Annotated in this window: 20 protein-coding genes; 8 read left to right on the top strand and 12 right to left on the bottom strand. The window is 65.0% G+C overall.

Going from position 1 to position 19,787, the window contains the following annotated elements; genetic code table 11:
• Positions 1–74 precede the first annotated feature (74 nt).
• From AB4Y40_RS29265 to AB4Y40_RS29245, 5 genes are all read left to right on the top strand, one after another.
• Positions 75–509, top strand: coding sequence for a DUF1178 family protein (locus tag AB4Y40_RS29265; RefSeq protein WP_028205664.1), 435 nt, complete (start codon positions 75–77; stop codon positions 507–509).
• A 67-nt stretch (positions 510–576) separates the two neighbouring features.
• Positions 577–1,785, top strand: a complete 1,209-nt coding sequence (locus AB4Y40_RS29260; protein ID WP_368690834.1) for an acyl-CoA dehydrogenase family protein — start codon at positions 577–579, stop codon at positions 1,783–1,785.
• A gap of 11 nt (positions 1,786–1,796) precedes the next feature.
• Entirely contained in the window at positions 1,797–2,924 is a 1,128-nt protein-coding gene (locus tag AB4Y40_RS29255) for an acyl-CoA dehydrogenase family protein (RefSeq protein ID WP_368690833.1), read from the top strand.
• 49 nt (positions 2,925–2,973) lie between these two features.
• Entirely contained in the window at positions 2,974–3,432 is a 459-nt protein-coding gene (locus AB4Y40_RS29250) for a MaoC family dehydratase (protein WP_028205661.1), read from the top strand.
• A gap of 14 nt (positions 3,433–3,446) precedes the next feature.
• Positions 3,447–3,899 (top strand): MaoC family dehydratase, encoded by a 453-nt coding sequence (locus tag AB4Y40_RS29245; RefSeq protein WP_368690984.1) that lies wholly within the window; start codon positions 3,447–3,449, stop codon positions 3,897–3,899.
• Between the two features lie 83 nt (positions 3,900–3,982).
• On the opposite strand, the gene AB4Y40_RS29240 is transcribed toward AB4Y40_RS29245, so the two are convergent.
• From AB4Y40_RS29240 to AB4Y40_RS29215, 6 genes are all read right to left on the bottom strand, one after another.
• A complete protein-coding gene (locus tag AB4Y40_RS29240) occupies positions 3,983–4,684 on the bottom strand; it encodes a glutathione binding-like protein (RefSeq protein ID WP_069265265.1) in 702 nt (233 codons plus the stop codon).
• 156 nt (positions 4,685–4,840) lie between these two features.
• On the bottom strand, positions 4,841–6,100 hold the full coding sequence (locus AB4Y40_RS29235; protein ID WP_368690832.1) for an acyl-CoA dehydrogenase: 1,260 nt from the start codon (positions 6,098–6,100) through the stop codon (positions 4,841–4,843).
• Positions 6,101–6,158: 58 nt separating this feature from the next.
• Positions 6,159–7,277: a phosphotransferase gene (locus tag AB4Y40_RS29230; protein WP_368690831.1), complete on the bottom strand. Its 1,119-nt coding sequence runs from the start codon at positions 7,275–7,277 to the stop codon at positions 6,159–6,161.
• Positions 7,278–7,319: 42 nt separating this feature from the next.
• Entirely contained in the window at positions 7,320–8,039 is a 720-nt protein-coding gene (locus tag AB4Y40_RS29225) for a histidine phosphatase family protein (protein WP_368690830.1), read from the bottom strand.
• A 31-nt stretch (positions 8,040–8,070) separates the two neighbouring features.
• Positions 8,071–8,859, bottom strand: a complete 789-nt coding sequence (locus AB4Y40_RS29220; RefSeq protein WP_368690829.1) for an oxepin-CoA hydrolase, alternative type — start codon at positions 8,857–8,859, stop codon at positions 8,071–8,073.
• Complete coding sequence (locus AB4Y40_RS29215; protein WP_368690828.1) at positions 8,856–10,418, bottom strand: 3-hydroxyacyl-CoA dehydrogenase; 1,563 nt, start codon at positions 10,416–10,418, stop codon at positions 8,856–8,858. Before AB4Y40_RS29215 ends, AB4Y40_RS29220 begins: the two co-directional genes overlap by 4 nt.
• 108 nt (positions 10,419–10,526) lie before the next feature.
• Here AB4Y40_RS29215 and AB4Y40_RS29210 point away from each other — a divergent pair, with 108 nt between their 5' ends.
• Positions 10,527–11,168: a glutathione S-transferase gene (locus AB4Y40_RS29210; RefSeq protein WP_368690827.1), complete on the top strand. Its 642-nt coding sequence runs from the start codon at positions 10,527–10,529 to the stop codon at positions 11,166–11,168.
• A gap of 81 nt (positions 11,169–11,249) precedes the next feature.
• Here the strand turns inward: AB4Y40_RS29210 and AB4Y40_RS29205 are convergent, their stop codons facing one another.
• Both AB4Y40_RS29205 and AB4Y40_RS29200 read right to left on the bottom strand, forming a co-directional pair.
• A complete protein-coding gene (locus AB4Y40_RS29205; RefSeq protein ID WP_368690826.1) occupies positions 11,250–12,440 on the bottom strand; it encodes a pyridoxal phosphate-dependent aminotransferase in 1,191 nt (396 codons plus the stop codon).
• A 115-nt stretch (positions 12,441–12,555) separates the two neighbouring features.
• Complete coding sequence (locus AB4Y40_RS29200; protein ID WP_368690825.1) at positions 12,556–13,071, bottom strand: putative toxin-antitoxin system toxin component, PIN family; 516 nt, start codon at positions 13,069–13,071, stop codon at positions 12,556–12,558.
• Between the two features lie 64 nt (positions 13,072–13,135).
• On the opposite strand from AB4Y40_RS29200, the gene yaaA reads away from it, so the two are divergent.
• A complete protein-coding gene (yaaA, locus tag AB4Y40_RS29195; protein WP_368690824.1) occupies positions 13,136–13,930 on the top strand; it encodes a peroxide stress protein YaaA in 795 nt (264 codons plus the stop codon).
• A 29-nt stretch (positions 13,931–13,959) separates the two neighbouring features.
• Complete coding sequence (locus AB4Y40_RS29190) at positions 13,960–15,123, top strand: M14-type cytosolic carboxypeptidase (protein WP_368690823.1); 1,164 nt, start codon at positions 13,960–13,962, stop codon at positions 15,121–15,123.
• An 85-nt stretch (positions 15,124–15,208) separates the two neighbouring features.
• Here AB4Y40_RS29190 and AB4Y40_RS29185 read toward each other — a convergent pair whose 3' ends face one another.
• The 4 genes from AB4Y40_RS29185 to AB4Y40_RS29170 all read right to left on the bottom strand — a co-directional run bounded on the left by AB4Y40_RS29185 (position 15,209) and on the right by AB4Y40_RS29170 (position 19,113).
• Complete coding sequence (locus AB4Y40_RS29185; protein ID WP_368690822.1) at positions 15,209–15,880, bottom strand: hypothetical protein; 672 nt, start codon at positions 15,878–15,880, stop codon at positions 15,209–15,211.
• A gap of 202 nt (positions 15,881–16,082) precedes the next feature.
• On the bottom strand, positions 16,083–16,757 hold the full coding sequence (locus tag AB4Y40_RS29180) for an energy-coupling factor ABC transporter permease (protein WP_342921069.1): 675 nt from the start codon (positions 16,755–16,757) through the stop codon (positions 16,083–16,085).
• Between the two features lie 10 nt (positions 16,758–16,767).
• Complete coding sequence (locus tag AB4Y40_RS29175) at positions 16,768–17,703, bottom strand: LuxR C-terminal-related transcriptional regulator (protein WP_368690821.1); 936 nt, start codon at positions 17,701–17,703, stop codon at positions 16,768–16,770.
• A gap of 195 nt (positions 17,704–17,898) precedes the next feature.
• Positions 17,899–19,113 (bottom strand): DUF2863 family protein, encoded by a 1,215-nt coding sequence (locus AB4Y40_RS29170; protein ID WP_321929780.1) that lies wholly within the window; start codon positions 19,111–19,113, stop codon positions 17,899–17,901.
• Between the last annotated feature and the right edge of the window lie 674 nt (positions 19,114–19,787).

Raw genomic sequence — 19,787 nt, 5'->3', positions numbered from 1 at the left:
CCGCAGGAATTTTTTCGAACGGTCGTTCACAAATTTACGATTTGCGCTAAACTCATCGCAAGCCTCGATTCCCCATGAAGGTCCTCGATTTACAGTGTCCAGACGGCCATCGGTTTGAAGGCTGGTTCGCATCGGTTGACGACTTCGAGTCGCAACTGTCCCGCAAGCTGGTCGAATGTCCGATGTGCGGCGCCACCCATGTGACCCGTTTGCCGTCCGCGCCCCGGCTGAACCTGTCCGGCGCGAGCGAAACGCCGAAAGCGTCGCCGCACGAGCAGGCGGCGCAATGGCAGGCGCATGCGATGCGTGTCATTCGCGAGGTCCTCGAGAAGACGGAGAACGTAGGCGACCGTTTCGCCGAGGAGGCGCGGCGCATTCACTACAACGAAGCGCCGTCGCGCAACATCCGTGGAGTCGCTTCTGCGGACGATGCGCAAGCTCTCGTCGAAGAAGGCATCGATGTGATGCCGCTGCCGGTTCCGGCCGCGTTGAAGGGTCCGCTGCAATAACGCCTTGCGGGTCTTCGCCGCGGCGCGGGCAACGCCCCGCACCGGCCGCGGCCAGGAGACATTGCGCATGGATCTGGACTACACCCCCGCTGATGACGCTTTTCGCGCCGAAATCCGCGCCTGGCTCGAGGCCAATCTGCCTCAAGCGATGCGTGACAAGGTTCTCAACCACAAACGCCTCTCGCGCGACGACATTGCCACCTGGCACCAACTGCTAGGCAAAAAGGGCTGGTCCGCGCCCGCGTGGCCCGCGGAGTGGGGCGGCCCGGGCTGGACCGAAACGCAGCGCCATATCTGGGACGCCGAATGCGGCCGCATCGGCGCGCCGCCGGTACTGCCGTTCGGCGTGTCGATGGTCGCGCCCGTGCTCATGAAGTACGGCAACGAGGCCCAGAAGCGCCGCTATCTCCCGCGCATCCTCTCCGGTGAGGACTGGTGGTGCCAGGGCTACTCCGAACCGGGCTCAGGCTCCGATCTCGCGTCGTTGCGCACGCGCGCCGTACTTGTGAAAAGCGGTGAAGGCGATCACTACGTCGTGAACGGCCAGAAGACCTGGACCACGCTCGGCCAGTACGCCGACATGATGTTCTGCCTCGTGCGTACCGATCCTGCAGCCAAGAAGCAGGAAGGCATCTCGTTCCTCCTCATCGACATGAAAACGCCCGGCATCACCGTGCGTCCGATCATCACGCTCGATGAAGACCATGAGGTCAACGAAGTATTTTTTGAAGACGTGAAGGTGCCGGTCGACAATCTCGTAGGCGACGAGAACCGCGGCTGGACCTACGCGAAGTATCTGCTCGGCCACGAGCGCACCGGCATCGCGCGCGTGGGCGCGTCGAACCGCGAACTCGCGTTCCTCAAGGGCGTCGCGCTCAAGCAGAAGAAGCATGGCAAGCCGCTGCTCGAAGATCCTGTGTTCGCGGCGCGCGTGGCCGCCGTCGAAATCGAGCTGATGGCGCTCGAAGTGACTGCCGAGCGTGTGATCGCGAGCGCGTCCAACGGCCGCGGCCCCGGTCCTGAAGCGTCGATGCTCAAGATCAAGGGCACGGAGATCCAGCAGGCGCTGACCGAGCTGATGGTCGACGCGGTCGGCCCGCTTGCGGCGCCGTTCGATCCGGCCTTCCTCGAGGGCGAGCACGAACACGCGGCCGGCGGCGACGACGACGCGGCTCCGCTCGCGGCGTACTACTTCAACTATCGCAAGACGTCGATCTACGGCGGGTCGAACGAAATTCAGAAGAACATCATCTCGCAGATGATTCTGGGGATTTGAGGAGCGGCGCCATGAACTTCAATTTCACCGAAGAGCAACAGCAACTCGCCGACGCGCTGCGTCGCTATCTCGACAAGAACTACGGCTTCGAAGCACGCCAGGCGATCGTGAAGACCCCCGCAGGCGTTTCGGACCAGCACTGGAACGCCTTCGTCGAACTGGGGCTGACCGCGCTGCCGGTGCCGGCGGAGCAGGGCGGCTTCGACGGCGCGCCGTTCGACATGCTCGTCGTCATGCAGGAGCTGGGCCGCGCGCTCGTGGTCGAGCCGTACTGGGCAACCGGGGTGGGCGTCGAGGCGCTCAAGCTCGCGGGCGGTGCGGCCAATGCAGAAAATGCGGCGCTGCTCGAACGCGTCGCCTCGGGCGAGATCAAGCTTGCAGCGGCTTTCCACGAGCCGCAGTCGCGCTACGACCTGTTCTCGCTGGAAACGCAGGCGAAGGAAACGGGCGATGGCTTTGCGCTAACCGGCACGAAATCGGTCGTGCAGCACGGCGCCCAGGCTGACTACTGGATCGTGCCGGCGCGCTTCGCGGGCGAGGTTGCGCTTTTTGTCGTCGCGCGCGATGCGAAGGGTGTCGACGTGAGCGATTACCGCACGATCGACGGCCAGCGCGCCGCGACGCTGACCTTCAAGGAAGCGCACGCGCGCCGTCTTGGCGATGCGCACGCCGGCGCGGCGACGTGGGAGAAAATTGCCGATTACGCCACGTTCCTGCTCTGTGCGGAAGCCGTGGGTGCCATGGACGCGCTCAACCACGCCACGGTCGACTACACGAAGACGCGTCAGCAGTTCGGTGTGCCGATCGCGCGCTTCCAGGCACTGCAGCATCGCATGGCGGAGATGCTGATCCACGCCGAGCAGGCCCGCTCGCTGACTTACCTCGCCGCCGCGCGTTACAGTAGCGAGTCGGCGGAAGAGCGGCGCCGCGCGATCTCCGCAGCGAAGGTGCGCGTGGGGCAGGCGGCGCGTTTCATCGGCCAGCAGGCCGTGCAGCTGCACGGCGGCATGGGCGTTACCAACGAAGTGGCGGCCGCGCATCTGTTCAAGCGTCTCGCGATCGTCGAAACGACGCTCGGCGACGTCGATCATCATCTCGAACGCTTCGCATCGTTGCCCGGTTTCGCGCAGGCAGCGTAAGGCGTGGCGGCAGCAGGCAACAACAGGGCAACATCGGCGGAGAATACGGATGGGCGTGAGTTACGAAGATCTCGAAGTGGGCAAGCGCTATGTGATCGGTTCGCACACGTTTAAGCGCGACGAGGTGGTGCATTTTGCGGAGCAGTTCGATCCGCAGCCGTTCCACATGAGCGAGGCGGGCGGCGAGGCGTCGATGTTCGGCGGGCTCGTTGCGAGCGGCTGGCATACCTGCTCGGTCATGATGGGCATGCTGGTGCGCAACTTTCTCAAGGACTCGACCTCGATGGGCTCGCCCGGCGTCGACGAGATCCGCTGGCTCAAGCCCACGCGCGTGGGCGACACGCTGACGATGACGAACGCGATCCTGAGCAAGCGCGTGTCGGCGAGCAAGCCCGATCGCGGCATCGTCGAAACGCAGTGGGAAGGGCACAACCAGCACGGCGAACTGATCGTGACCGTGCGTTCGAAGGCGCTGTTCGGCCTTCGCCATCCGGGGAGCGCAACGTGAGCGAAAGCGATGTCATGCAGATTGCCGATGCGGCAGCGTTGCGCGCGCTGATCGGCGCGGGGCCGCTCATGAGCGGCTGGCGCGAAGTGAGCGAGGCGGACGTGCACGGTTTTGCCGACGCCACGGGCGACCATCAGTGGATCCACATCGACTCCGAACGCGCGCGCCGCGAGTCGCCGTTTGGCGGCCCGATTGCGCACGGCTTTCTCACGCTTTCGCTGATTCCCGTGCTGCTCGGAGGCACGCTGCATATGCGCCAGCGCATGGGCGTGAACTACGGCCTCAACCGCGTGCGCTTCACGCAGCCGGTGCCCGTGGGCGCGAAGGTGCGCGCACGTATTGCGGTGAAAGAAGTGAGCGACGTGGAGGGCGGCGGCGTGCAGGTCGTGTGGGATGTGAGCATCGAGCGCGAAGGCGGTGAGCGGCCCGCATGCGTGGCCGAGTTCATCACGCGGCACTACTTCTAGTCTGGTTGCGTGCTCAACGAAAAGGGGCGCTCCGCTGCGAGGCGGGCGCCCCTTTGGTTTTGCGCGGGTATCCGCGTAATGAGTTAGTGCCTGGCGTACTGCGTCGCGCCGAACAGCATCTCCTTCGCCTTCTCATCCATGAGCGGCTTGCGCGCATTGGCGAGCACTTCCACGCCGCGCTTGACCGCCGGCCGCGCCGCGATCGTTTCGTGCCAGCGCTTCACGTTGGGCAGCGAATCGAGATCGATACCCTGGTTTTGCCAGGAGCGCGTCCACGGGAATGCGGCGATATCCGCGATGGTGTACTCGTCGCCGGCCAGATACTCGGTCTTTTCCAGCTGCGTTTCCATCACGTTGTAGAGCCGCTTCGCTTCGTTCGTGTAGCGATTGACCGCATACTCGATCTTCTCGGGCGCGTAGATGCGGAAGTGGTGCGCCTGGCCGAGCATGGGGCCGAGGCCGCCCATCTGGAACATCACCCACTGCAGCACGTCGTAGCGCGCCGCGAGGTCTTCAGGCATGAAGCGGCCGGTTTTCGCGGCGAGATAGATCAGGATCGCGCCCGACTCGAACAGCGAGAACGGCTGGCCGTCGGCGCGGCGCGGGCCTTCGGAGTCGGTAATGGCGGGAATCTTGTTGTTCGGGCTGATGGCGAGGAATTCGGGCTTGAACTGGTCGCCCGCGCCGATATCGACCGGATGCACCCGGTATTCGAGGCCGGTTTCCTCGAGCATGATATGGACTTTGTGACCGTTCGGCGTGGCCCAGCTGTAGACGTCGATCATCGTGGCTCCTTGGCACCATGAAAGAAGGCGCCGCGAAAGTCTGGATAGTCTTGCGCGACGCCCGATCTGGCGCAAATTAGCATAGATCGGCGTCGCTCGCAGAGGGCGCACGAGCGCCCCTGCTGCGCTTGTGGACTTACGTGGACTCGCGCGGACCTACGAGCGCGTGACCGGCATTTCCACGCGCGATGACGCGCCCGCGTCCATATGGCGAGCGAGTTCGAGCTTGGCGATGGCGTTGCGGTGCACCTCGTCGGGGCCGTCGGCGAAGCGCAGCGTGCGTGCCGAGGCGTACGAGTACGCCAGCGGGAAGTCGCCGCTCACGCCGGCGGCACCGTGCACCTGCATGGCCCAGTCGATCACCTGGCAGGCCATGTTCGGCGCCACCACCTTGATCATGGCGATCTCGCCGCGCGCGCCCTTGTTGCCGACGGTGTCCATCATGTACGCGGTCTTGAGCGTGAGCAGGCGGGCCTGTTCGATCATGCAGCGCGCTTCGGCAATGCGCTCCTGGGTGACGGTCTGCTGGGCGACCGCCTTGCCGAACGCCACGCGCGAGAGGGCGCGTTTCGCCATGAACTCGAGCGCACGTTCCGCGAGGCCGATGAGACGCATGCAGTGATGGATGCGGCCCGGCCCGAGCCGCCCTTGCGCGATCTCGAACCCGCGGCCTTCGCCGAGCAAAATGTTCGACGCGGGCACGCGCACGTTTTCGAGCGTGATCTCCATATGGCCATGCGGTGCGTCGTCGTAGCCGAACACGGTGAGCGGGCGGCGCACGGTGATGCCGGCCGTATCCGAGGGCACGAGGATCATCGACTGTTGAGCATGGCGCGGCGCATCGGGGTCGGTCTTGCCCATCAGGATGTAGATTGCGCAGCGCGGGTCGCCCGCGCCCGACGACCACCACTTCGTGCCGTTGATCACGTAGTCGTCGCCGTCGCGCTCGATGCGCGTCTGGATGTTCGTCGCGTCCGACGAGGCCACGTCGGGCTCGGTCATCAGGAAGGCGGAGCGGATCTGGCCTGCCAGCAGCGGCGCGAGCCATTGCTGCTTGTGCGCCTCGCTGCCGTAGCGCTCGATGGTTTCCATGTTGCCGGTGTCGGGCGCGCTGCAGTTGAACACCTCAGGCGCCCAGTGCACGCGGCCCATGATTTCGCACAGCGGCGCGTATTCGAGGTTCGTGAGACCCGCGCCGCGTTCGGAGGCGGGCAGGAACAGGTTCCACAGGCCCGCTTCGCGCGCCTTCTCTTTCAACTGTTCGACGATTTGCGTCGGCACCCACGAGTTGCCGTTCGCACGATTGCGCTCGACTTCCTCATGAAAGACGGCTTCGTTCGGATAGATGTGTTCGTCGAAAAACGCGAGCAGTTTCTCGCGCAGCGTCTGCACTTTCGGGGAGTAATCGAAATTCATCGGTGACCTCGCAATGCGATGCAGTAACAGGGAAAAGTGAGTCGTTCCCGAACGGGTTTCAGCGAACCTTCTGGGCGTAGCGCCAGGCGAGCTCCGCCATGGGCCTCGCGCGGCGGCCTGCGTCGACGGCCTGCGCGCTCGCGGCCGTGCCGTCCACCACGCGTTTCATGATGCCCTGCAGGATCGCCGCGATCCGGAACATGTTGTACGCAAGATAGAAGTTCCAGTCGCCGCGAATCTCAAGGCCGGTGCGCTCGCAATAGCGCGCGACGTACTGAGCCTCGTCGGGAATGCCGAGCGCCTGCCAGTCGAGCCCGGCAATGCCGCGGAACTGCGCGGGATCGACGTGCCAGGCCATGCAGTGATACGAGAAGTCGGCGAGCGGGTCGCCGAGCGTGGAGAGCTCCCAGTCGAGCACGGCCAGCACGCGCGGCTCGCTCGGGTGAAAGATCAGGTTGTCGAGGCGATAGTCGCCATGCACGACCGACACGCGCGAGCCCGCATCGTCGGGCATGTGCTGCGGCAGCCATTCGATCAGGTGATGCATGGCGTCGATGCGCTCCGTTTCCGAGGCCTGATACTGGCGGCTCCAGCGATCGATCTGGCGTGCGAAATAATTGCCTGGCTTGCCGTAGTCGGCGAGACCCACGGCGTCGGGCTTCACGTTGTGGAGCGCGGCGATCACACGGTTCATCTCGTCGTAGATCGCGCCGCGTTGCTCGCGCGTCATGCCGGGCAGCGACTGGTCCCAGAGCACGCGCCCCTCGACGAATTCCATCACGTAGAACGCGCGGCCGATCACCGCTTCGTCGTCGCAGAGCGCGAGCATCTTTGCGACCGGGACCTCGGTTGCGGCGAGCGCGTCCATCACGCGGTATTCGCGTTCGATCGCGTGCGCAGACGGCAGCAGCTTCGCCTTGGGTCCCGGCTTTGCGCGCATCACGTAGGTGCGGCCGGGCGTGACGAGCTTGAACGTCGGGTTCGACTGGCCGCCCGCGAACTGCTCGATCGTGAGGGGGCCCTGGAAGCCTTCCACGTGAGCGGTGAGCCAGGCGCTCAGCGCCTGGGTGTCGAAGCGCTGGCGCTCGGCAACCGGGCGCGTGCCTTCGAACGCCGAGTAGTCGGGGCGCGTTTGCGCGTTGTTGTGCGTGTCTCCATCCGGGGTGGCTTGCGCCATATGCGTCTCCCTTCTCCTGATTCTCCTGTGGGTCGCCGCGCGTCAGCCGCGCGGTCTATAGCGCAGGTACTGCGCGTACAGCATCTCCATCGTCGTGTTGCGGGTGTCGCGGTGCAGCGGCGAGGGCGGCGCGTAGTTGAGCATGCGCACGACCCAGTCCCGCGGTTCGGCGCCGACATCGAGTGCGTTGATGCAGCCCGTGGCCTGCGCGAGATGGCCGAAGAATGCGCGTCCGCCCGCCGTGATCGCATGCGAGAGAATCGCGCGGTTCACGCCGCCGTGCAGGACGAGCAGCGCCGAGTCCCACGAGCGGTCGGCGCGCAGCGCATCGAGCGGCGGCAGCACGCGGTCGAGCAGCTCGCCGATGGTCTCGCCGCCGAGAAAGCGCGTGTCTTCCGGCACGATGCCGTCGAACACGCGCAGGAAGGCATCTTCGACTTCGGCGGGGGGAATGGCTGCGAGACGCCCGCCGCGAATCTCTTCCCACGCGCTCTGCACCTCGAGTCCGATCGACTGACCGGTTGCCGCGAGCACGCGCTGTGCGGTCTCGACCGTGCGGCGCAGTCCGCTCACGATCACGCGATCGAAACGCACTCCCTGCGACGCGAACGCTTCGCCGGCGGCGGTGGCCTGGGCGCGGCCGTTCTCGTTGAGCGGCACGGTGTCCGGGTCGATTGCGCGACCCGTCTCGTCGAAGTAGGTGACGTCGCCGTGACGCATCACATAGAGGCGCCGGCGCGCGGGCAACTGATATTCGGTCATGGGTGTGTCGCTCGTGCGGATTGCAGCCGGTTTACTTGTAGACGGGGGCGCGCTTTTCGAGGAACGCGGTAATGCCTTCGAGGCCGTCGCGGTGATGCAGCGACGCGACGAAACTTTCGCGCTCCGCAGTGAGCTGCGCTTCGAGCGGTTGCGCGTCCGCGACGTTCGTCAAACCCTTGATGCGCGCGACCGAATTCGGCGAGATATTCGCGAGTTCGTCGGCCCAGGCAAGCGCCGTATCGAGCGCCGTATGCGGCTTCGCGAGCCGGTTCACGACGCCCAGTTCCGCGAGACGCGCCGCGCCGACCGGCTTGCCTTCCACCATCAGCTCGAACGCGAGCGAGCGCGGCAGCGAGCGCGCGAGGAACCACGAGCCGCCGCCGTCAGGTGTCAGACCTACGCGCGAATAGGCCATGACGAACTTCGCGTCGTCGGCGGCGACGAGCAGGTCGGCGGCGAGCGCGAGCGAGAAGCCCGCGCCAGCGGCCGCGCCTTCCACGGCCGCGATGATCGGTTTGCTCGACTGGCGCATCGCGGTGACCCAGGCGGCGAGCATGTCGATGCTGGCGGCCTGCACCGAAGGGTCTTTCGCGCGGTTTTCGAGCAGCCGGTTGAGGTTGCCGCCCGCGCAGAAGAAGTTGTCGGCGCCCGTGAGGACGATCGCGCGCAGCGACGAGTCGCGCTCGGCGGCGTCGAAGGCTTCGACGGCGGCGGCGTACATGTCGGGATGCAGCGCGTTGCGCGCGCCGGGGTTCGACAGCGTGAGGACGAGTGTCGATTCGTGGCCTTGCGGGCGGGTGCTGCGGAGTTCGGCGCTCATTGCGGTGCCTCGTTCGATGCGTTGATGTCTGCTGTGTCTGTTTGTGTCAGCGAAAGGCCGAGCTGCGCGCGGCGCGCGAGCCACGGCGACGGGCGATAGCGCGGATCGCCGAGCACGGTGTGGATGTTGCGCAGGATCGCGAGGATCGTGCGCGCGCCCAGCGCGTCGCCGAGCGCGAGCGGGCCGCGCGGGTAGCCCAGGCCCAGCGTGACCGCGAGGTCGATGTCGCGGGGCGTGGCGATTTGTTTTTGCGCGATGTCGCAACCGATGTTGACGATCGTCGCGACGATACGCTGCGCGACGAAGCCCGTCGAATCGCGGATCACGGTAACGGGCACAGCGTCGGCGGCGAAGAGCGCGTGGCCCGCGTCGCGGGCTTCGCGCGTGGTCGCGGGCGTCGTCATCAGCGTGCGGCGCTTCGCCGTGTCGAGCGGGAACAGCGAGTCGATGGCGACGACGCGGCTCGCGTCGAGCTGCTCGTCGAGCGCGGCGGTCGTGGCGTCGAGGCCGAGCGGCGCGACGACGATCAGCGCGTCGGCTGCCGGCGTATTGCCTTCGTCGACGGGCACCCCCGCTTTCGCCGCGAGCGCGAGCACGGCGTCACGCGCGGCGGCGTTGCGGCGGCTCATCCAGATGCGCACGGGCAGCGCAGTGGGTGCTGCGGGCTCGTCGGGCACCTGCTGCTTGCCGTCGACATAGCGATAGAAGCCTTCACCGGCCTTGCGGCCAACGAGCCCGCCCGCGAGCCGCACGCCCGTAATGGGCGAGGGCGTGAAGCGCGGCTCTTCATAGAACTGGTGGTAGATCGACTCCATCACCGGATGTGAGACGTCGAGCGCGGTGAGGTCGAGCAGCTCGAACGGTCCGAGGCGAAAGCCCGCTTGTTCGCGCATGATGCGATCGATCTCGACGAAGCTCGCTACGCCTTCGCCCGCCACGCGCAGGCCTTCGGTATTCATGCCGCGTCCTGCGTGATTGACGATGAAGCCGGGCATGTCCTTGGCGCGCACCGGCGTGTGGCCCATGCGGCGCGCGAGCGCCATGAGCGCGTCGCCGGCGGCGGGATCGCTGCGCAGGCCGTCGATCACTTCGACCACCTTCATGAGCGGCACGGGGTTGAAGAAGTGATAGCCCGCGACGCGCGAGGGATCGCTGCACGCGGCGGCGATGGCGGTAATGGAAAGCGAAGACGTGTTCGAAACGAGCAGGCAACGCTCGCCTACCACGGTTTCGAGTTCGCGAAAGAGCGTACGCTTGGCCTCGAGATTCTCGACGATCGCCTCGATCACGAGATCGCAGACCGCGAGTTCATCGAGCGTGTGCGCACCGCTCACGCGCTCGAGCGCGGCGTTGGCGGCGGGCTCGTCGAGCTTGCCTTTTGCCGCGAGTTTCGCGAAGGTGTCGGCGAGATAATCGCGCGCGGCGGCGACCGCCTGCGGGTTCGTGTCGTAGAGGCGCACTGCGAGGCCTGCCTGCGCGGCGATCTGGGCGATGCCGCGGCCCATCGCGCCGGTGCCGACGATGCCGATTGTCTCAATGTTGAAATGATGTGAAGTCATTGGAAGCCTGGCTCCATGATTGGCCTAGAATAGCACGGTCGTACAATTTTATGAAAACGGTTCGGCAGTTCCGAAAAGGAAGCTGCCCCTCTCAAGGAGGCAACGAGGATGATCAAGCTGCACGGTTTCGCGCTGTCGAATTACTACAACAAGGTCAAGCTTCTGCTGCTCGAGCACGGCATCGCATTCGAGGAGGTGCCGAACAAGCTGCCGCTCGACGAGGCGCTGCTCGCGCAGTCGCCGGGCGGCAAGGTGCCATTTATCGAAACGGAGCAGGGCTTCTTGTGCGAGTCGGAAGTGATCGTCGAGTATCTGGCGGCGCGCTTTCCAGAGAAGCACATTTTCGCGGCGGATCCGTGGCAGGCAGCGAAGGAGCGCGAACTGATCGTCTTCATCGAGACGCATCTGGAGTTGAATGCGCGTGAGCTTTACGGCGAGGCGTTCTTCGGCGGCAAGGCGACCGACGAGGTCAAGGCGACCATGGAAAAGCGGCTGCGCCGCTACGTGGCGGCCTTCAAGCGGATCGCGAAGTTCGCGCCTTACGTGGCGGGCGAGCAGTTCGGTGTGGCCGATGCGGCGGCGTTCGTGAGCCTGCCGCTCGTGGGCCGCGCGACGCAGGCGGTGTACGGCAGCGATTTCCTCGTCGACGTGGGCGTCGACTGGAAGTCGTATCTCAAGCTGATCGGTGAACGTCCGACGGCGCAGCGCGTCAACGCGGACCGCAAGGCGTATATCGAGGCGAACTCGTAAGCGTTGCGGGTTTTTGCACGTGGTGGCGCGCGATGATCGGGAACGCACTGCCGTTCGCGGATTCATCGCGCGCGCACGACGTCAGAGCCGCGCGAGCCGCTCGAGCGCGGTCGCGAGCGTGCTTTCCTGCTTGGCGAAGCAAAAGCGCACGACGCCCGATTCGTGCGCCTCGTGATAGAACGCCGACACCGGAATGGCGGCCACGCCGATCTCCGCTGTGAGCCACTTCGAGAATTCCGCTTCGGGCAGATCGCTGATCGCCGAATAGTCCACGCACTGGAAATAGGTGCCTTCGCACGGCAGCAGCTTGAAGCGCGTGTTGGCGAGGCCGGCGCGGAAGAAGTCGCGCTTCTTCTGGTAGAACGCGGGCAGTTCCAGATACGGCTTCGGATCGCGCAGATACTGCGCCAGGCCGAACTGCATCGGCGTGTTCACGGTGAATACGTTGAACTGGTGCACCTTGCGGAACTCGGCGGTGAGCGGCGCGGGCGCGGCGACATAGCCGACCTTCCAGCCCGTCACGTGATAGGTCTTGCCGAAGCTCGACACGATGAAGCTGCGCGCGGCCAGCTCCGGATAGCGCGCCACGCTTTCGTGCGGCTGGCCGTCGTAGACCATGTGCTCGTAGACCTCGTCGGAGAGGATCAGCACGTTGGTGCCGCGCACGATCTCCTCGAGCTTTTGCATGTCCTCGGCGCGCCACACCGTGCCCGTCGGGTTGTGCGGCGTGTTGATGAGGATGAGGCGCGTTTTCGGCGTGATGGCCGCGGCGAGGCGGTCGAACGGAATCGCGTAGTCGGGCGCTTCGAGCGTCACGAACACGGGCTTGCCGCCCGCCAGTTCGATCGACGGCAAATAGCTGTCGTAGGTCGGCTCGACCACGATCACTTCGTCGCCCGCGTGCACGGTCGCGAGAATCGCCGTGAGGAGGGCTTGCGTGGCGCCGGCCGTCACCGTGATCTCGCTATTGGTGTCGTAGCGGCGGCCGTACACGTGCTCGATCTTGTCCGCGATCGCTTCGCGCAGCGCGGCGCTGCCTGCCATCGGCGGGTACTGGTTGTGGCCCTCGCGCATGGCTTGCGCGACGGCGTCGACGATGCGCGAATCGCAATCGAAGTCGGGAAAGCCCTGGCCCAGGTTGACCGCGCCCTTTTCGGCGGCGAGCGCGCTCATCACGGTGAAGATCGTCGTGCCGACGTTCGGCAGACGCGACGGAAAAGAGGGCGTGAGCAGGGTGTCCTGCGAATTCTGCGTGGGATGCGGTGCGTTCATGTCGCGGGCGGGAGTCGGACGTTGGGACGGGAAAAGTTGGGTCAAAATCCGATTGTAGGCAAATCGGCGCCGCTGCGGTGCTCAGGCCGGGCGCGAGCGCCGTGACGCAAGGGCATCAGGCCTGGGCGGCTTGGGCCGCGTTCTGCACATATTCGGCGACGAAGGCGTCGGGCGTCGCGATGCGAAAGCCAAAGTCGCGCGCCACGCGCTTCGCGAGCTTGAGCACCGCGCGATCCTTCGAGACGAGCCACTGTGCGCCGCTTGCGCGCGCCAGTTCCAGAAACTTCTGGTCGTCGCGATCGCGGCATTGGGGCAGGGGCCGCGCGTCGGCGGCAAGCTCGGGCAGTTCGATCAGTTCGACGAGCCCGACCAGCGCTGCGAGCGCGTCCGCTTTCGCGACGCCGCGATCCGCGAACTGCGGATAGTCGAGCACGTGAGCCAACTCAGCCTGGCAGCGCGCGTCGATCAGCGCCTGGATCGCGCCGCGCTCGAGCGCCGCGCGAATGGGGCGCGTGTGCAGGTCGTCGAACACGAGGATATCGAGCCAGACGTTCGAGTCGAGAACCACAGGGAGCGCGCGAGCGGCGGTGGGCGAGAGGGGGGCTGCGGTTGGGGGCGTGAGGCCGGTCATTCGTGAATTCGCTACAATCGGGCTTTCGCCTTTGAACATCGGCACATCGTGCCTGCAAGCCTCTATGATAATCGTTCTGTCGCCGGCCAAATCGCTCGACTATGACACGCCGGCGCACATCGAAGCCCACACCATCCCCGATTTCGTCGACGACGCAGCCGAGCTGATCGCCGGCCTGCGCCGCCTCTCGCCGCAGCAGATCGGTTCGCTCATGAGCATTTCCGACCCGCTCGCGCGTCTGAATTTCCAGCGCTATGCCGACTGGTCGAAGCGGTTCAGCCAGACCAACGCGAAGCAGGCCGTGCTCGCGTTCAACGGCGACGTCTACGAAGGCTTCGACGCGAAGTCGCTCTCGTCGGCGGATCTCGACTTCGCGCAACAGCATGTGCGCGTGCTCTCCGGGCTCTATGGCCTGCTGCGTCCGCTCGACCTGCTGCAGCCTTATCGCCTGGAAATGGGCACGCGTTTCGAAAATGCGCGCGGCAAGGATCTGTACGCGTTTTGGGGCGAGCGCATCACGCACGCGATCAATGCGCAGATCGAGCGCAACCACGCGAAAGCGGCGCAGGGCGCGCGCGTGGTGGTGAACTGCGCATCGAACGAGTACTTCAAGGCCGTGAAGCCGAAGAAGCTCGCCGCGCCTGTGATCACGCCGGTATTCGAAGACTGGAAGGGCGGGCGCTACAAGATCATCAGCTTCCACGCGAAGCGCGCGCGCGGGTTGATGGCGCGTTATGCCGTCGAGAACCGCGTGGCCGAGCCCGCGGCGCTCAAGGCGTTCGACGTGGAAGGCTACGCGTTCGATGCGGATGCATCGAACGATTCGACCTATGTATTTCGTCGGCGCATCGCCGAGTAAGTGAACAAGCAAGCGGGAAGGAAAACATCATGACGATTGCCATCACCAGCCAGTTCGATGCGGGCGCGATCGAGGTTCTGTCGTGCGAGCGCGCCGACGACATCCGTCTGCGCGTGCGGCCGGACAACCAGTCCGAGTTCGCGCAATGGTTCTACTTCCGCCTCACGGGCGTGCGCGGCGAGCGTTGCGTGATGACGTTCGAGAACGCGTCGGCCTGCGCATTTCCCGAGGGCTGGCGCGACTACCAGGCCGCGGCGAGCTACGACCGCGTGAACTGGTTCCGCGTGCCGACCTCGTATGACGGGAAGGAACTCGTCATCGATCACACGCCCGACTTCGACAGCATCTACTACGCGTACTTCGAGCCGTATAGCGAAGAGCGTCACTCGGAGTTCCTGGGCGCGCTTCAGCAGCTGCCGCACGCCACGCTCACGGAACTCGGCCAAAGCGTGGAAGGCCGGCCCATGTCGCTGCTCTCGCTCGGCATGCCGGGCGACACCGCGCCTGACGGCAAGCCCAGGAAGACGGTGTGGATCATCGCGCGCCAGCATCCGGGCGAGAGCATGGCCGAGTGGTTCGTCGAAGGGTTGGTCAAGCGGCTTGCCGGTTGGGGCGACTGGGCGGGCGATCCGGTTGCGCGCAAGCTGTACGACCGCGCCGTGTTCCATATCGTGCCGAACATGAATCCGGACGGCAGCGTGCACGGGAATCTGCGCACCAACGCAGTGGGCGCGAACCTGAACCGCGAGTGGATGGGGCCGGACGCGCAGCGCAGCCCCGAAGTGCTGGCCGTGCGCAATGCGATCGAAGCCACGGGCGTCGATCTGTTCTTCGACATCCACGGCGACGAGACGCTGCCCTATGTGTTCGTGGCGGGCTCGGAAATGCTGCCGGGCTTTACCGATCAGCAACGCACGGAGCAGAAGGCGTTCATCGAGGCGTTCAAGGTGGCGAGCCCCGACTTCCAGGATCAGCACGGCTACGAGGCGAGCCGCTACCGCGAAGATGCGCTCAAGCTCGCGTCGAAGTACATCGGTCATCGCTATGGCTGCCTGTCGCTCACGCTCGAGATGCCGTTCAAGGACAACGCCAATCTGCCCGACGAACGCGTAGGCTGGAACGGCGAGCGCAGCGCCGCGCTCGGCGCTGCGATGCTGCAGGCTATCCTGCATCACGTGGAGACGTTCGCGTAACACGCGCCTTCGTCACACAGACATCAAGAAAAAGGGGGAAACGGCCTGCCGTTTCCCCCTTTTTGCATCGAGCGTACTGACGAGTTCAGTGAGCCGTCGTCTTCTTCTTTGAAGTCGTTTTCTTCGCAGTGGATTTCGTCGTCGTCGATTTGCTGGACGACTTCGTGCTGCTCGTCGACGACTTGTGGCTCGACTTGCTCGCGGGCGCTTTCTTCGAGCCGTTGCCCGTGGCCTTCCTGGTCGAATGCTTGCCCTTTCCATGGGCGCCGCTCGACGCCGTGCCGCGCTCGCTGCGTGCGCGCGCCGGCGGGACCGGATCGTTCCAGCTGAACGCGAGCATCTGCTGCCCGACATAGCCGCAGCGAAACTTCAGGTCGTAGGGCGAGTTGCCGCTTGCTTTGGGAATGCCGATGCCGTCGACCGTCACGATCGTATCGACTTTCACGCGCTGCTTGCCTTCGTCGAACGAGTCGTTCCATGGCGTCACGCTCGCGTGCGCGCTGTCAAACGAGCTGGGTGGAAACTCGACGTGATCGAGCGCCGTCGACGTGCTTGCGACGAAGTCACCATGCGCCGCGCAGTCCGCGACTAGCGGGTCCGCGTGCATCTGGGTGACAAACTGATTGACGAGATCGTTGTGTTGATCGAGTTGATCGGCCTGCGCGGCTGGCGCGGCGATGAGCATGAGGCTCGCGGCGCACGCCGCCAGTTGACCGGCTACGAACAACAGCCGGCGGGATGCATGGTTGCAGTCCATCTGCTTGCTTGGGATCAGGGGTGAAACGTCAGGCACCGTAAGATGCTGCACAGCCGGGTCGAGTTCAATCCGGAAACAATTATTTTCTTCTGCCTGAGCGATGGAATCGGCGCAAGCGCTGCTGCGTGTGTGCCGAAGGCCGATCGCGACGTGTCGTCGCGCCCGTCGTCACGTTGCTGGCGGTGCGGCGTTGAGGTAGCGCTCAGGTTCGCGGACCGCCCAGGCGATAGCGACGCACGTCGTAGGTGGTGACCCAGGTCGGACGGTAAACGGCGATCAGCGCCGTTGCCATGCCCGTGAACCAGGCCTCGCCCGATGCGAGCAGAAATACGCTGAATGCATAACCTGCGGGCACGGTGATCGCCGATCCGCCGTTGAGCGCGACATGGGTGCCGAGCGCGAGATAGGCCGCCGCCGAAACGGCGATGGCTGGCGACACGAAACCCTGGCCGACGATGAACATGAAGAGGTTGCGTGGCAGCCACGCGGTGCAGGCGCGCTGCAGCAGCGCCGAAATCGCGACAGGGAAGGCGCCGAATATCAGGAAGGTGAGGGCGACGCCTTCCCACGGGGCGTCGAAGACAAGCGCGGCGAGCCCGACGACGACGCCCATGGCGACGAGCGCGAGTCCCCAGTCGAATAGCGTGACCACGAGCGTGGCGCCGAGCAGGTGCAGCACGGTGCCGTCTTCGAGCCACGCATTGCTTGCCCACAGCACGGAGATTGCGACGACGATCGCAAGCCACACGTGCTGGAGCGTCGCGTCCTGCAGGCGCTTGAAGGGGTTCTTCCATAACGCGAGCGCGAGCAGCCCCGCGGTGACAACCCAGGCACCGATAGCAACCCAGAGCGGAAGCGGCGTAAATAGGAACCCCATGTGCTTCATATTACTCGTTGGAAGGCAAGCCGTGTGCGCGGGCGAGCACCAGGGCTTCCTCGTCCGCACCCTCGCTGGCCTCGCCGACCTCGACGGGGCGCATCTGTTGCGCTGCGGCGGGGTCGCCATAAGGCGTCACCGGCTCCGCGGCGAAGGGCAGCGGCTCCGCACTGTCGCCTGACAGCAACGGATAGCGATGCGCCAGACCGTCGCGTGCGCGTAATGGCACCGGGCCGTGCTCGCCGTGCCTGGGCTTTGCCGCCCGCTCGCATCGCGCGCGCAGCACCTGCAGCTGGTTCGCGAGCAAGCCGTTGTAGATCGCGACGGCCGCCGCGCGATTGGGCGCGCCGAGCTGCTGAAAGATGCTTGTCAGATGGACTTTCACCGTGCCCTCGCTGATGCCGAGCGCTCGCGCGATCATCTTGTTGGTATTGCCCATATGGACGCATCGCAGGATCTGCTCCTGTCGCGGTGACAGGTCGACCTTCGGCCGCACCTTGCGGGCCTGTGCGGCGGCCTTGGCGTTGAGCCGGGGCGGCAGGGGCCATGGCGTACATGGACCGAGCACGTCGGCCGGCAGATGATCGCCGCCGAGCATGATGAGCTCCAGAAACTTCACGATCAGGAGGGAGTCCGTTGTGCGCCGGATGATGCCGCGGGCACCTTCGTTGATGAGCGCGCGCACGGTCGTAGGCGTCTCGCCGCTGTCGACCAGTACGGCGACGGGCAGGCTGCGGTGCCGCATGACAAAGTGGCGCAGTTCGCCGGCGCGGATGCCGTCGTGCCAGTCGATCACGATGAGGTTGGGGGTGAACCGTTGCAACGCGCGCTCGGCGCTGCGCCAGTCCGGCGCGTCATTGAAGCGTGCGCGACGGTCGATTTGTCTTAACAGCGCCTTGAGCCCTTCGCGCCTTTCGGCGTCCGGATTGAGTACAACGAACCGCATGGATTTGCCCTCCTCTCGTTGACGGCCTCTCGCAATGTTGTGAAACGCGCACCGCTTCTAAGCGGCGGTGAACCAGACCAACAGCACCATGATGACAAAAAGGTTGCGCGCTGGCGGCCTGTCCAAAAGGCATAAGACATAGGGCAAAAAAAGTCCCGCACACAGGCGGGACCGGGTAGGAATTTGGGCGTTGTCCTAGTGGAAGTGTGGCTGTACGGGCTCAGCATCTTCTGGCATCTCGGCGTGGACGATCTCGCCGAGCGGATCCGCATAGAGCGGCACGCCGCAGTCATCGCAATATTCCGGCTCGAAGCGGCCGGCGTGACGACGGATGTCGGTGATGCCCGATTCCTTCAGCAGCGCAACGATCTCTTCGAGCGGACCGCTGCTGACACTCTCTTCGGTCGGTTCTTCGTCGATGTCGGCGTCGCCGTTCTCGCGGCCGTAGAGCGGCCAGACCACGCCATACAGCACGTCATTGCTGCCGCGCTTCGTGAAGCCGATGCGGTATTCGTCGATACGGCGCTCGCCGAAGCCGGCGACGACGGCACGCAGGTCCTGCGCGCCCGCGCCGATCGTGTCGAGCAGATAGCGCACGGCGGTGCGGATGGTGTGCGGGCGCACGCGCTCGTCAGCGTCGCGGCAGGCGGAGTAGTAGGCGTCCGGCAGCAGGCACTCGAACTCGCAGCCCGGCATGACGACGGCAAGGTTGGCGCCGCCCTGGGTGGCCCATTGTTCGAGGCACTGGCCGCGCTCGATACGCGAGCCGTGCTCCTCTTCCTGCCAGCGGAAGAGCGGGGCGCCAACGGGTGCGGCGACGACGGCGAGCAGGAAACGCGGATCGGCGAGGATCGGCGACGTTTCCGGCAGTTCGCCCGAGCTGATTTTCGCCGGCGTGCCGCTTAGCGCCGCCTGCGTAAGCTGTTGTGCGAGGCGCCAGGTTTCGACATGGTGGCGCGGCAACTGGTCGATGCTATAGAGATAGGGGGCCATCGCGACGCGCGTGCCGTTCGCCAGCACGTGGGCCTGAAGATGGGTGCGCAGGGCGTCGGCGCCATCGGCCTTCAGCGGGCCCGAAGGGATGACATAGCGTGTCCAGGCCAGCACCGGCGCGGCGACGAGCAGCGCTTCGTATTGCGCGCCGTCGTGTTCGACGATGAACGACTCGCTGTGCGTCTCTGCCATGTCGGCGAGCGCGCCATAGGCGTCCGGATGATTCTGCTGCAGATGATCGAGCGCGGCGTCGAGCGTAGTCTGATTGCCGTTGCGCACGACCTTCGCTAGCAGCGTGTCGAGCTTTGCCTCCCAGAAGCGGTCTTCGGTGCGGCTGCCCGAGGCGAACAGGGCGAGCGAGAGGCCGACGAGTTTGTCGGCGTCAGGAGGAAGGCGTTTGGCGATTCGCGAGCGCATAAATCTGTGAGTTGGGGTGCAGAGAACCCCATATTCTAGTCGGTTCCGTGCGCGCCATCGGATTGGGCAGCAGGAGCACGCCGGATGGGCCCGTGCGCGATGCGGGATCGTCGTTGCTGCGCGGCCGGAAGGCATCGGCCGGAAGCACTATGGCGACTGCTATATGGAGCAGGGGTGCCGTGTTCAGTCCGACTTTGCTAGCCCGTCAAAAAACCGCTTGCAAGATGTCATCTGCGTGACTAGAATTCCGGTCTTTCGCGCTTTCGATGAAGGCGCGGGGAGACGGGAAGCCTGGGGCGAAAGCCTTGTGGCGACTGGGTCTGCGGGTGATTGGAAGTTGAGCGGCAGGTTGAACGAAGTAAAAAAACCTGTTGACAGATCGCCGGGCAGTCTTCATAATCTCGTTTCTCTGCTGCTGACGCAGCAACGCAGAAAACGCCGGGTAGTTCGATGGTTTAACGGCGCTTTCGCGATCGATCTTTAAAAATTTACAGCCGATAAGTGTGGGCGCTTGATGCGGTGGCGACCTGACGTCGTTCTTCGGAATGAAATCAGGAGCAGCAAAAGTATCAAGAGTCTCACACTAAAGTAAGTCAGGTTTTTGAAGCAATTCAAATTCCTGTCAGCTTTGAGTGAGCGACCGGTCTCGAGAGAGACCGAAAACAGTAACAGGT

Source organism: Paraburkholderia sp. EG287B, assembly GCF_040965595.1.
GTDB lineage: Bacteria > Pseudomonadota > Gammaproteobacteria > Burkholderiales > Burkholderiaceae > Paraburkholderia.
The sequence above is the reverse complement of the archived record's forward strand: the minus strand, read 5'-3'. Positions and strand labels throughout refer to the sequence as shown.